Below are 13,662 nucleotides of genomic sequence, written 5' to 3'. Positions count from 1 at the left end.
TAATTTTAATATGTTTTTAAAATAAATAATTATAGTTACTTAAATAAAACAATTACTCTATTTAAACAGCTTATAAATATTGATTTCTACCTCGTCCATTTCCTCGATTAATAAATCTTCCAGTTCAGGTACTGTCTCCTGGAAATGATCAGTCCCCATATGTTCCTTTAAAGCCTCCTGGCTCTCCCATTCTTCAATAAATGTTAAGATCTGAGGATTATTTGCATCCTGATATAACTCATAAAAAATATTGCCCTCTTCCTGCCTGGTTTTTTCTATTAAGTCCACTACCCTGTCTTTAAATACCTGAATTTTATCTTCCTGTACAATAAATTTTGCCACAACTTTAATCATTTTATAACCCCCTTGTTTGATATAACTCAACTTTAAAACTATTTATTATTCTTTAGCTTCAACCCCGATTAAAAATAGCTTTTTAGCAAAGCCGCCTCTGGCTTCAGCTTTTTCCTGGCGAATCTGCTCTAGCTTTTCTCTAGAGATATCCTTATAATCTAAAATTGCATAGATTATCTCCAGAAGATCGGCCAGTTCTTCGACCTCACCTGATTCCTGATATTCGTCTAACTCCTCCTGGAGCTTGGCATTAAGGGATTTAAGGTATTCTTCATCCTCAAGTTTTTTGACTTTGTAATCTTTGCCGTCGGTTTCGATTATTTCAGGGATTTTATCCCGGATAAGTTTGTTGTATTTGATCATATACCTGCGTCATCCTTTCTTTAATCATTTATTTAAAACGTCTCTTAAAATATCTGGTCTTCCTATATTTTATTATATCAAGTAAATGCTCTTTAAGACAGTCTGTTAAATATGGTGCCAGATCATCATGTAATCTAAACTCTTTATTTATTTCGTCATGAATAAAGAATTCCCTTTTACTTAAAAATTTAACTGGATTCCTGACTGCTTCTTTAATGAATTTTTCAAGATCCCAATTTTGCCAGTTTTTATGGCGTTTATTATTTAAATCCTTCTGATGCTGCTTATTATTCTTATAGAAATCCATAAAACTTTCGCCGACCTTTTTAAGACTAACAGACTGTTGTAGTTTATCTTTTTGAACAAGTGCCAGCAGAACTGGCATTTTATATGATTTTGTCATGCTTGTCTTCTCCAGTTCAATCAAAAATTCTTCTGCAATTGTTCCTAGCCAATTTTCTTCTTCAGAATTTAATTCATCTAGATCATTTAAAAACCGCAGATAACCTTTAACATCATTATATTTTCTCCTGATAAAATCTTTAGTATCTAGATCTGAGCCGGTGTATATGTCATAACGGAGTGGCCTCCGGCCAAGACTTTCTTTTAAACGATAATATTCATCAGCCATTCTCTTTTCCAGAGGATCGTTCTTTTTCATCTCTTCAAATAAATCAATAGCTTCAAAATCAATATTAATCTCACAGTTTTCAGGATATTCAAGGTTATCAAGTCTCTCCCCTTTTTTATAATCCCTATCCAGTGGATTAACTCCTGCCAGTAAATAAGGCAAATAATGAGCCCGCTTATAATTACCTATAAAATCAATCACTTTCAAATGATCCTTGCCCTGATATTTTCTTAATCCCCGGCCTAGCTGCTGTAAAAAGACAACATAAGATTCTGTAGGCCTGAGAAATAAAACAGTATCAAGCACCGGTATATCAACGCCCTCATTAAAAATATCAACTGCAAAGATAATATCTATATCCCCATTCTTTAAGGATATAACTGCTTCTTCTCTATCCATAAAAAATTCACCTTTTTTCGGCGAACTATGGACAGTTGCAGCTTTAACTCCTTTCTGTCTGTTAAAATAATTAGCCATATATCTGGCATGAGCTATAGAAGCACAAAATCCAAGAGTACTTTCGCCACCCAGTCGCCTGTAATTCTTATATACCAGATCACCTCTCCGATGAGTCGATAATTTTTCTTCAAGCTCTTTGACAACATATTTACCCTGGCTGGTACTAATATCCTCATAATCAACTTCTGGGTCATATATTCCATAATATTTAAATGGTACCAGTAAGTCACGATTAATTGCGCTTTTAAGATCTATTTCATAAATTAAATTATCATTGCAGAGGGCAAAAACATCCTGGTTATCCATCCGATATGGTGTAGCAGTAAGTCCGAGTAAAAATTCTGGCTCAAAATAATCCAGAACATTCAAGTAGCTATCGGCCGCAGCATGATGAAATTCATCAACTACTATGTAATCAAAGGTATCTGGCTCAAAATATTTATTTAAATATTTCTCTTTTCTAAGTGTCTGAACACTGGCGAATACGACATCACCAGAAGCATCTTTCTCCTGACCATTAAAAAAAGTATAATTTCGGTCAGGCTCTATTGTCTGATAGGAATCTCTGGCCTGGCGCAAAATTTCTTCACGATGAGCGACAAATAAAGCTTTATCATACTGAAGTGAATCAAAAGCTGCCAGATAGGTCTTCCCAACCCCGGTTGCTGCTGCAACCAGGCCTTTTTCAACACCTTCTTCCCTTGCCAGCTCTAATTCATAAAGGGCTTCATGCTGGGCGCCTCTTGGTTTAATTTCATCTTTTCCATCACCTAATAACTCATCCTCTTCGTCTTCAACAATCTTTATTAATTCATGCTTCTTCCAGCCGCTGGCATATTCCCTGAGTAATTGATCAGTTAATTCAATTGAATTATTTTCAAAGAGATCATTAAAATCCTCAGTAAATTCTTCAAATGCCTGAGGATCCTGTTCTTCTTCAAGCTTATAATTCCATTCAATACTGTGATTTAAAGCTGAGTATGAAAGATTAGATGAGCCTATATAAAGTCTTTTCTTTTCACCATCTCTGAAAAAGTAAGCCTTAGGATGAAACGGTATTTCTTCAAGATCAATCATTCTAATTTCAGCCAGCTTGCCTAATTTATCTTTCAGTAAATAAAGAGCTGCTGGTTCAGTTATATTTAAATAATCTGACGTTAAAATTTTAATTCTGGCACCTTTTAAAGCAGCCTTTTTAAGATCATCGGCAATAAGAAATGCCCCTGATTCACGAATAAATGAAACCAAAAATTTTATTTCATCTGCACCATTAATCTCTGCCTTTATTCTATTATATAGATCATTATTTCGGCCTGTTATGGCGTTGGTTAGGTTTATTGGAACCATTGTCTCACCTGCTTTCGAAATGAGAATATAAGGTTATATAGATTTATAAATTAATATATAAAATTTAAGCACCACCTAATCCTGATAAATAAGAATATAGATGATGCTTTCAATAATTAATAGTTTAATAAAATTTTATTTATTATTTTTTCAGTTTGATTATCATTAATATCAGAATCAGAGTCTAAAATATTGAGGATCTTATTTATTACTTTTTTATCTTGTTTAGGAATATGCTTAAGCAAAGCCAAAATTTTATAATCAATATCTAAAGTTTTTTCTCCTGTTAGAATATCTAAGTCATTAAATAATTCTTTATCTTTTTTTATTTTATTTCTCTCTTGAGAAATCTTTCTAATTTCTTTTGATAGACTATTACCCACTTTAGAAAGTTGATCAATCAAATAATAATAGAGTTTGCTTTTTTCAAAATTATCTCTTCTTGAATTAGGAATAAACCTGTCATCTACCACATGGACTTCCCCTTGAAACCAACCACTAAATCTATCTTCTTTAAACATTGAAGTTAATACAAATCTATCGCCTATTTGAAAATTCCCTTTCCTTAAGCGTATACCTTTAATATTGTTATTAGAAATTGTCCCATAATAATTTGATTTTGCATACCATAACCCTGCAATAATTACCCCATTTTCATCTTCAATAAATTTATATCCTATATCTTTAATTGAATCATTTACCTTTTTAGACCTATTCGATGAAAATGAATCACAAAAGCTTTTATTTATTAATTCTTTTTTTTCTTTATTGGATATTAAAATCTTATATTCAGGTATTATAATTCCATTGTCTTCAAACTTATCTTTTATTTCATTTGCAAAACTAAATTTACCAGAATCATAAGAAACCGGGGCTATTTGAGATAAGTAATTTTTAACTTCTTGAAAATCTAAAATTTGATCATAATTTTCTACATCTTCAAGAATTACTTTAAAAAAGTGTGTGTCTTCTTTATCATCAACAAATTTATAATCTGTAATATCCTTTATAACTGAAATCAAGTCATAATCATTATATTTTCCTGGTTTCATATATTCATTCAGTTTAGCTGAATCAAATTTAACAATTGACTTATCTGTCTCACCCTCATAAGAAGTAACGAATTTTAAGTTCTGACAGTAACTCAAACCAGCTAATCTACCAATACCTCGGAACCCATTAGAACTTTCTATATCTTTATTAGAATTGCCAATATCTAATAATGTCTTTAAAACTTGCCCTTGAGGGATTGCAATACCATTATCTTTAATTGTTATTCTAGCATTATCTTTGTCTACAATGATTTCAATCTTACCTTCATCCTTATTAATTAAACCATTATTAATAGCTTGATTTATAGCATCAACACTATTTTGTATATATTCTCTATAAATAACCATAGCATTAGAATACATACCCATGGTTAACGACTCTAAAGTATATTTACCTACAATTATTTCTTCATTCATTTATATCACCTACAACCCTCTCAAAAAAGAGACATTTGCTCATTTAATGAAGCAGTAATAACATCAATCTTTTTTTCAATCTCATCATAACAAACTTCAAATTCATTATTCTTTTTTAATTGATTCTTGAATTTCTCAAAATTATCTTCTAAAATTCTAGTGATATTATCTTCATTTAAATCTAAAATAAAGTTTTTGGCATTTTTAACTTCATTTTGGTTTAAACAGCCTGAATCAATATACCTTTTTAAACCCTTAAGTTTATTTATATTAATTATCTTTTTATCTAAGAAAAATGCTGCCTCTTTTATTTTATCTAATATAATATCATTTTCTAAATCATCGTTCACCCAAATTTTAATAATATCTTTTACAAACTGATTACCATAAATACTGAAAATACCTTTAAGTTTTTTCCAGGAGCCATTATTATAATAAATATAATTTAAAATATCATTATATAAATTAATAGAATCATCATTAATAACATCCAAAACTATATTGATATCATTATCTTTATTCATATTTCTCAGTTTATTTAATAACAGCAAAATCTGATTATTACTCAAATAAAAAAGATATATTTTTTTTGTAAGATCAGAAGCTATATTAAAAAAACTATTATACCTAAAAGAGTTAGAGCCAATTACTTTAATAAGTTCATCTTCTAAATCTTTCTTTTTTATTTTATTATATAAATCAATCCATTTATCATAATATTTCTTTGCATTAATTGCTTCTGGATCAGAATTGATTCTCTCATTCCACTTTATTTCATCTTCATTGTCTCTTCTTAAAAACTTACCTCTTTTCATTAAAATAGATTCTGGCATTTTAATGTTCATTAAAAATTGTCCAACATTTTCACCAAAAGCTTTTCTAAAAAAAGTTTCGCTAACTCCCCCTACGCCTTGCATTGGCAATAACATAACCTGAATAGACCTTAAATATTTTTTGTTCCAATTTGGTTCTGAAATATAGTTTCTATCCTTTGATTCTAAAGGAATATACTTCATTGGAAAAGAATATATTTGAATTTTCTCTTCTTCACATTTATTTTTATTATATTCTTCTTGAAATTCTAATGTGTATTTAATTCTATTATATAAATCTTCGGGAGCATCTGCTTTATATTTTTGCCCTTTTCCTTCAAAACTATCAGCATTATAAAGCATATAATTAGAAAAATATCTAATATCATATTTAATGCAATTATTTATTGCTTGAAAATAAACTTCCTTATCTTCAATATGGTCGAAAGCTATCCTAGCAGGCTTTATCTCTATTTCACCTAAAAGTTTAGCCTTATTCTCATTTTTAGCAAGTATATTAGCATCTAACCCCTGGTTAAAGTCAACTATTCCTTTATCATTACCCTTATAATAACCAAGTTCTTTTATTTCTTTGATTATCTCTTTAAAATATGGAGAAACTAAAACATTATTATCCATTAGTAAAAGGTCCTTTTTCTCTCCGTATTTATCATCAATGTCTCTTATTTGTTCTTTAATAGAAATATAGGGATTATACTCTGGTTCTAATGTATCTACTGCACAAAACTCACAATGCATACCACAACCTCTAGTCATAAAAGCAAAATATGAATCACTATAAGAGTAGTCATATTCTATCTGGCTTAATATATCATAATCAGGTGTATAATTATCTATTATATGCTTGCTATCATACCCAATTCTTCTTTTAGCTTCTTCATTACAATTATCAAGTCTTTTTAATATAGGCTTAATACCCGTTTCGGCTTCAATATCACCTGGCATAAGGGTTGATGCTATTCCTCCAACAAAAATCTTAGGTATATCATTAATTAACTCTTTTGCATATTCTATAGTTGCAATTGTTTTATTCCATTCAAAAGTAAATAAGGTAGTAATATATACCCTATCATAAGTTAACTTTTTTAAGTCAGAAGATAATTTGCCTTTTGAAAAAACAACTTTATCACCAATATCTTTATGATAAGCAGATATTTTCATCAAGCCTAAAGGGGGGTATTTATTTTTATATGATGGTTCTAATAAAAGTATCGTTGACATTCAATACACTCCTAAGTATCATTATATTAATAATTATAGCATACATTATTTTATAAGTCGATCTTTAGTTATTAATATTTAAAACATATAAATAAAATCTTGCTCTGGTATATGCAACATACTCATATTTCTTAATATCATAATCCAAGTTATAGCTTTCCTCAGAATGATTTAAATAAATAACTACATCTGATTCTAACCCTTTAAAACTCTGTAAAGTAATATAAGATATTTCATTTTCATTATTTAATTCCCATGGCAATTTTTCTTTTATTTTAAAGCTTCCTATTTCTGTCTTGTTTGATAATATAGAATTTTCTTTTAGCCTATTACTTAATATTACTAATGATTTATTAGATACTTTTTCATTCAATATTAACTGATTCAACAATTGGTTCAAAAATCTTCTAGCTTGATTGTTTTTATTAAATGAAGAAACTTCTGGCTCAGCACCTTCTAAGATATTTGGTTTTTGATTTTGCCCATATCCAGTCTTTTTTGCTGTCCAATTGAAAATATTTGAAGTGTTTCTTAAATTTTCATTTAAAATAAATGGAGGATTATCAATCATGAACTCTTCACCAAAATCATTCCCAAAAATATTTTGGTCAAAATCATAAAAAACATATAACTCAGAGTTTTTATTATCTTCCAATAATCCTTTAACAATAAATGCCCAATCTTCTTTAAAGTCTTGACCTTCATCAATAATTATTGAATCATAATTTGTAATTACATCAAAATCAATATGACTTATAACATCAAAATTTTTATCATTCATCATTTTATTATAATTTTTATTTCCTAATATATTATATAAAAGTTTATTTATAGTTAAAACTTTAATTTTAGTATCTCTTAATTTCATATCAATAAAGTTAGCAAGTTTTGAATTATAACATAAAAATAAAACTTGATTATTCTTTTCAATCAAATTTCTCGCTTTCTTCATAGCTATCCATGTTTTACCTGTTCCTGCTCCTCCAGTTATAAAAGCTTGATTATAATTTTTAATGAAACTAATAAACGCATCTTGAATTCTATTAATTTCCTTCAACTGTTTTTGTTTATGATCTATTAAAGCCCCGGCTGCAGCTGATAGAGCAATTCTTTTATTTACTAACTTTATAAATTGTTTCTTTTCTGAAGAGGATAAATAAGTAAATCGATTTCTATAACCTTTCCAATAATGGTAAATCTGATTTAATTTAGTTTCTATATTATCTAAATCATTATAATCAATGATTATATTGTCAACAGCTTCACTATTTAAATCTTTAGCTTCAACAGAATAAAAGGGAAAAGCCACAGCATATCCATAAACTCCTCTATAATTCTCATTATATTGTTCTTGATAATAATTTTTAAAATAATACATACTTTTTCTTGATTGTTGAAAGGGGCTTTTTTTTAACTTTCTATAATCATTAATATTATTATTATCATCATAATCATAAATCAACTTCCAATTTCCATTCTTATATTCTATACCATGTCCACCTTTAACCTCAATTGTTATAAAGCCGTATTGAGAATTAAAAATCAAAAAATCACATTCACTATTTTCTCTAACTCCATCTACTTCATCTAACCAGCTAATTGAAAAAAACACATGATAATCGTCACTTAATTGATTTTCTAATGTATTATAAAAAACTTTTTCAGATTCAGTATATTTCATGCTTTCAATATCTTTTGGATACATTATTGCCATATTAAATATCCTCCCAGAAACCAAAAATTCTTTCATCTTGTTCTATATCATATCTCCCTATCAAAAAACCTCTATTTAAATCCTTATTAAAATGAGAACATGAGATTTCATTTAAGAATAAGCAACCTGAACAAGCTTGAGTTTTTTCAATACAAATAGGATCAAAAATACATTTATCAATTTCATTCAAAGCTGATTTCAACCATTTTTCAAAATAAGCCTCAAATAAGTTAAACAAAGCTCCTAAATTAAAACCTTGTGAGTTTTGGCAATAAATAAAAATAGCTGGTATATTAGGAAAAAGATACTCAGATAAAGAGTTTTTATCTAATCCACATAATTGTGAAGCTTGATTTATTAATGCATGAGATATAGAGTGAATTAAGTTGTACACATAATATGTTATTGGGTTTTCTTCACTATCTATTTCATTAAACGGCGTTATTATTTCTGTATTAATATTATTTAAAAACCACAACCTCAATGTATCTTCATCATAATTTAATGGTTGATCATTTTTATCAATAAAATTATTTTTTAAAAGCCAATTAATAATTTTTTCTTTATTAAATTCAAATAAAACCCCTTCAGTCTCTAACTTATTTGCATAAACATTATATTTATTGTTCATTTCTCTAGTAAAACCTCTTAAATTGACACCTTCTCCTTCAATTTCTCGCCTTGTATATCCATAAGAAACCGATACAAAAGGAACTGAACCACTTACCTGAGTATGTTCAATACCAAAATCCTTAGCAGTTTCAAAATATTTTTCTGGATTAGCATTAGTATTTAATAACTTAGCAGTCCCTATTGCATCTTTTAAATCTGAAGAATCAAAACTATCAAGAATAGTTTTATATTCTAAAATTATTTCAGCTTGATTTAAAAGCTCTGCTTCTGAATTTTTTATAAGACCACTTCTTACAAAATCAACTGATTCAGTTATTGTTGAATCACCAAATTGAGTTTCTAAACTATCCTTTGCTGCCATCACAGCAAACTTTTTAGGCATTCCTCTTTTGATAAAATCTTGTACTTTTTGTTCTAAAAGCTTTTTCCTTTTTGCTTCACTTATTACTTTAGAATTGTTTTGCATTAATTGGTCTAATTGATCATCATCTATTTTTTTCAGTCTGTTTGCAATTATAATCTCTGCCCCATTATCTGTAGTAGACATAAATTTTTCATAATCATTTTCAACTAAATCTATTAAATTCAAAGAAAATGGTATATACATTTCCCAGCCCAAAGCATTTTTCGGAAAGACTTTACTATTACAATCAGGACATGTAGTTACCATTTGATATTCTGAATTGCAAATCCCACACCTGAATTTGAATTGACCAGGAACTATTTTAATATTTTTATATCCGTGTGCTCTACAACTTTTCTTCTGTACAGGACCGGCCCATCCACATTTACATGCATAAATAAGTCTAATTTGTTTTAATGGAATATTACATTCACTACAAAATTGTTTGTGATTATTATTTAAATAATCTTCACTATTTTTAAATGAATATACAGAAAAACATTTATTACAAAAAAACGTTAATGGACTCACTTTCGCTTCTACCCCATAATTTTTCCCTTTTTTAGGTGTTAATACTTCATAAGTTTCTTGATTAATTTCTTCTCCGAAACCAATAATTTTATTTCTACCACTCTTATAAGATTCAATTGCTCTATTTACAGACTCTAATAATCTTCTTTTATTAATTTTATTATCTGATATAGGCACACTATTCCAATGCTGAACTTTAGCAGTATAACTTCTTCTCATTTCAGTTATATAGAAATCTATCCAAGAGTCTGGTAAATATTTATATAATACCTGATTTAAGCCTCTTTTCATTTCATAACTTGACATATAATATCCTCCCTTTTTTATCTTAATGCCACCTTAACATCCTCATCTGTATCTCTTAAACTAAACATTGGTTTATAAGTGAGTAATTCCCCAATGCCCTTTGTAATATATGGATTCTTTTCTCGAGAATAATTTTCATGTGTTACCTTATCAAAAAATTCATCAACAATTTTAGAAATTCTTTGTCTATATTGTCGACCTATTTCTTTCTCCCCTTCTGAATCAATACATCCATAAATTTTATATATATGATTTTTAAATTCTTGTTTTTCTATGAGTTCATTTTGTATTGCACTTTGAAGACTTTGCATCATATATATTTTATGATCTTTTAATTCTTCTTTAGAATCATAATAATTTATCAATAAACCAGATATTATTCCAGGTAAAGTCTTATCTACGGCTTTAGTTGCCCATCTATTTACTGGAACTGGTTCTACAAGTATATCTTTAAATTCGTGAAATTTAATAAAGTTTCTTAAATAACTTTGGTCCCTTTCTCTAGTCGGTCTCATTATCATAATTATAAACCCTGGATACTTTCTTCCTACCCTACTATATGCCTGAATATATTCAGCTGTATGTCTTGGTATTCCAAAAAATAACATCTGATTAAATCTATCTGCATCTACACCATGAGATATCATACTAGTTGCTGTAATCATATTAAAACCTTCAAACATAGATTCTTTATTTTCTATTTCAGCTAATATCCTCCTAACATCTTGAAACGTATCATCTCCCGTCATTTTTCTAATCTCAAATGGTTGAACTTTTTCATTTTCTAACTCAACATTAATAGGATCATCAATAGCATTTATTACTCTATTAGCATCAGATTTAACATTATTATATTGAAGAATCATCCAATAAAAATCTAAAATTTCTTTTGCTTCCTCTTCATCTGATAGTTCCATTCCTTCAATACTTAATACTTTACTTAAATCATTATAGTAATTCCATAAAATCTCTTTTAAATATTTTAATGAATAAGCCACACTATTTACTATAGCTTTTCCAAAAGGTGCTAAACCCAAAATAATTCTATGCAACTCATCTTTATCAACATATGAGTAAAAATCCTCATCTAAAAATGGTGATTCAGATGGAAATCTAATCGGCTTCCCATTATATAGATGATAAATTTGTTCGTGATATGAAGTAATAGTAGCTGTAGCTCCAATAATTTTCAATGGTCTTTTTGATTTAGATAAATTATTTATATAATACTGCATAAAAGTTTCATAATGAGCATCATAAACTCCAAGAGATTCCCTTAATAAATGTAATTCATCTTGAATCATCAATGATGGTGCTGGATCATGAATATTAATTGTTTTAAAATCTTCAAAATTATTTTCACAACCTTTTACTAAACATTTATTTTTACTTGTAAAACCATGGTCTGAACACTCAAATAATTTAGGCTCTCCTAAAACATTTCGGAAATTTGATTGATATCCTAAAGCAGCTTGTTTATCTATAGTACTAACTATAACTGATGGCAAATATCGATAAATCTCTTGATCAACTATATATATAGGCAAAGGCCCATCATAGCTGCAGCTACTATTATCGCATTCATGAATTAACCTATTCTTATTTTTCAAGATTTTAATATTTATGTTTTCGGAACCACAATTAGGACATAATTCTAGTATTTTATAATCTTCATTTAATTGTTCCTGACCTTTTCTTAACTCTGCTTCAATATTTTTTTCTAGTCTATTTGGAGTATTTTGACTGCCAACATAATAACCTAATGAAAATTCTTTACCTTTTATATTGTTTTTATTTTTAATATTATTAGCAGTTGCCAAAATATTAGCTATTCTTTGAACCTGCTGGATTGATAATAATCTCAGTGGATATTTAATTAAAGAAGTAGTTCCCATTAGTTTCTGTCTGATTCTATCAAAAAACAAATTAAAAACTACCACTCCTAAAAAGGCTTCTGTTTTACCTCCTCCAGTTGGAAAATAAAGAAGGTCTACATTTTCTAAATTAGATTTATCTTTTTCACTATCTAATAATAAACCATCTTCACATTCTGCTATATCTGGAATTAAAGAAACAATAAAAACAATTTGAAACAATCTCCAGCTATCAAAATTTTTATTTGTATTAAAAAAAGTTTTATTCATTAATAAAAACGCAGATTTTATTTCTTCATAGTTTTTAATTATCTCAACACCATGCTTAAATCTATTTTTTTCCAATTTAAAATCTTCAATTTCTTGTTTGAACTGCTTTTTTCCTTCTATCGTTAAAGAGCTACTAATATCATCATATCTTTCTTCCCACTTTGCTAACTCATTTATCATTTCTTGATATATATTATTTAAAGTTTTATTAGTATTATTAATTAAGTCTTCAAATTTAACTGATAAATCAACTTTGGGCTTAAGTCTATATTGTCTGTAAATAGGTAAATGTGTGGTTGATAATGTGTTTGAATTATCTTTTTTAATTACTGTACAATTTGTTCCTATTCCATACTGTTCTTTATTATATTTATAATCATCTTTAAAATAATCCAATATTAATGGTTCAAATTCAGAACCAATTATTTCAACTTCTAATCCCGAGTTAAATAAAGTATTTATTTTAAGGTTATTTTCTGGAGTATCATTAACTAATGTTACTGAAACTCTATAATAATTATTTTTATATGGTTTAATTTCCACTCTAATTTTTAAAGACCACATTACTCGCCCATCTATTGAACTTTCATTTTTCTTAATAAAACTTTCCCAAGTATCACTTGATATCAAATCTTTTAAATACACTTCTTCACGAATATATTTATAAACTTCACTATCATTTGAAATTTCTTCTTCAATATTATTTATATCTTCAGCAAACCTTTTATTTATATCATGTTTTTCGTCAACAATCCCAATTTTTTTATTATTGTTATATAGTTTATCTAAATTCAATATGTAATTTAAATTATAATCTAATAAAGAAAAACTTTTATAGACTTCTACAACTTCACTTTTATACTTAGTTAAATCATTTTCTTCACTTAAAATTTCCTCAAAATCATTATAATTAACATCGTCATTATTTTGGTTGATTTCATTCAGTGTATAATGCCTTTGTTCCTCAATTTTAGGATTAACCCTATAGTACAAGTCTCCTTTAGGGCTAATACTTATTTTTGTGTTACTTAAATCCTCTTTATTTATTAAGAAATCAATGCCAATTTGATTAATAATTACATTGGAATCTAAATCACTTGATTTAACAGTAGATAATTTACCGACATAAAATTTATCTTCAGGCTTCTTCCCAATTACTCTTTTAATGTTTTCACCAGTAATTTTTTCTTTATAATCTTTTAGCAATTGTTCAGTAAATAGTTGCATATTATTATATTTATCCACCATATTATT

8 protein-coding genes are annotated in these 13,662 nt (G+C 27.9%); all 8 read right to left on the bottom strand.

The genetic code is table 11. The annotated features are described in order from the left end of the window. Positions 1-57: 57 nt before the first annotated feature. Positions 58-354 (bottom strand): putative quinol monooxygenase, encoded by a 297-nt coding sequence (locus I0Q91_RS00420; RefSeq protein WP_270452155.1) that lies wholly within the window; start codon positions 352-354, stop codon positions 58-60. A gap of 45 nt (positions 355-399) precedes the next feature. After that, positions 400-717: a nucleoside triphosphate pyrophosphohydrolase gene (locus I0Q91_RS00415; RefSeq protein WP_270452153.1), complete on the bottom strand. Its 318-nt coding sequence runs from the start codon at positions 715-717 to the stop codon at positions 400-402. A gap of 28 nt (positions 718-745) precedes the next feature. After that, positions 746-3,154, bottom strand: coding sequence for a DEAD/DEAH box helicase family protein (locus I0Q91_RS00410; protein ID WP_270452152.1), 2,409 nt, complete (start codon positions 3,152-3,154; stop codon positions 746-748). Between the two features lie 116 nt (positions 3,155-3,270). After that, on the bottom strand, positions 3,271-4,623 hold the full coding sequence (locus I0Q91_RS00405; RefSeq protein ID WP_270452151.1) for an ATP-binding protein: 1,353 nt from the start codon (positions 4,621-4,623) through the stop codon (positions 3,271-3,273). A 20-nt stretch (positions 4,624-4,643) separates the two neighbouring features. Continuing rightward, a complete protein-coding gene (locus tag I0Q91_RS00400) occupies positions 4,644-6,617 on the bottom strand; it encodes a radical SAM protein (protein WP_270452149.1) in 1,974 nt (657 codons plus the stop codon). Positions 6,618-6,741: 124 nt separating this feature from the next. Further along, positions 6,742-8,391 (bottom strand): nuclease-related domain-containing DEAD/DEAH box helicase, encoded by a 1,650-nt coding sequence (locus I0Q91_RS00395; protein WP_270452148.1) that lies wholly within the window; start codon positions 8,389-8,391, stop codon positions 6,742-6,744. A 1-nt stretch (position 8,392) separates the two neighbouring features. Beyond that, positions 8,393-10,264 carry a DUF1998 domain-containing protein gene (locus I0Q91_RS00390; RefSeq protein ID WP_270452146.1) on the bottom strand — a complete coding sequence of 624 codons (1,872 nt, stop codon included), beginning with the start codon at positions 10,262-10,264 and terminating at the stop codon, positions 8,393-8,395. 17 nt (positions 10,265-10,281) lie between these two features. Next, entirely contained in the window at positions 10,282-13,656 is a 3,375-nt protein-coding gene (locus tag I0Q91_RS00385) for a DEAD/DEAH box helicase family protein (RefSeq protein ID WP_270452145.1), read from the bottom strand. Positions 13,657-13,662: the final 6 nt, after the last annotated feature.

The organism is Halonatronomonas betaini, from assembly GCF_015666175.1.
Lineage (GTDB): Bacteria > Bacillota > Halanaerobiia > Halanaerobiales > Halarsenatibacteraceae > Halonatronomonas > Halonatronomonas betaini.
This window is presented reverse-complemented; position numbering and strand designations above follow the sequence as displayed.

Coding starts and splice junctions, on each gene's coding strand:
- I0Q91_RS00420 (WP_270452155.1), bottom strand. CDS start 354: ATGATTAAAGTTGTGGCAAAATTTATTGTACAGGAAGATAAAATTCAG.
- I0Q91_RS00415 (WP_270452153.1), bottom strand. CDS start 717: ATGATCAAATACAACAAACTTATCCGGGATAAAATCCCTGAAATAATC.
- I0Q91_RS00410 (WP_270452152.1), bottom strand. CDS start 3,154: ATGGTTCCAATAAACCTAACCAACGCCATAACAGGCCGAAATAATGAT.
- I0Q91_RS00405 (WP_270452151.1), bottom strand. CDS start 4,623: ATGAATGAAGAAATAATTGTAGGTAAATATACTTTAGAGTCGTTAACC.
- I0Q91_RS00400 (WP_270452149.1), bottom strand. CDS start 6,617: ATGAAAATATCTGCTTATCATAAAGATATTGGTGATAAAGTTGTTTTT.
- I0Q91_RS00395 (WP_270452148.1), bottom strand. CDS start 8,391: ATGGCAATAATGTATCCAAAAGATATTGAAAGCATGAAATATACTGAA.
- I0Q91_RS00390 (WP_270452146.1), bottom strand. CDS start 10,264: ATGTCAAGTTATGAAATGAAAAGAGGCTTAAATCAGGTATTATATAAA.
- I0Q91_RS00385 (WP_270452145.1), bottom strand. CDS start 13,656: ATGGTGGATAAATATAATAATATGCAACTATTTACTGAACAATTGCTA.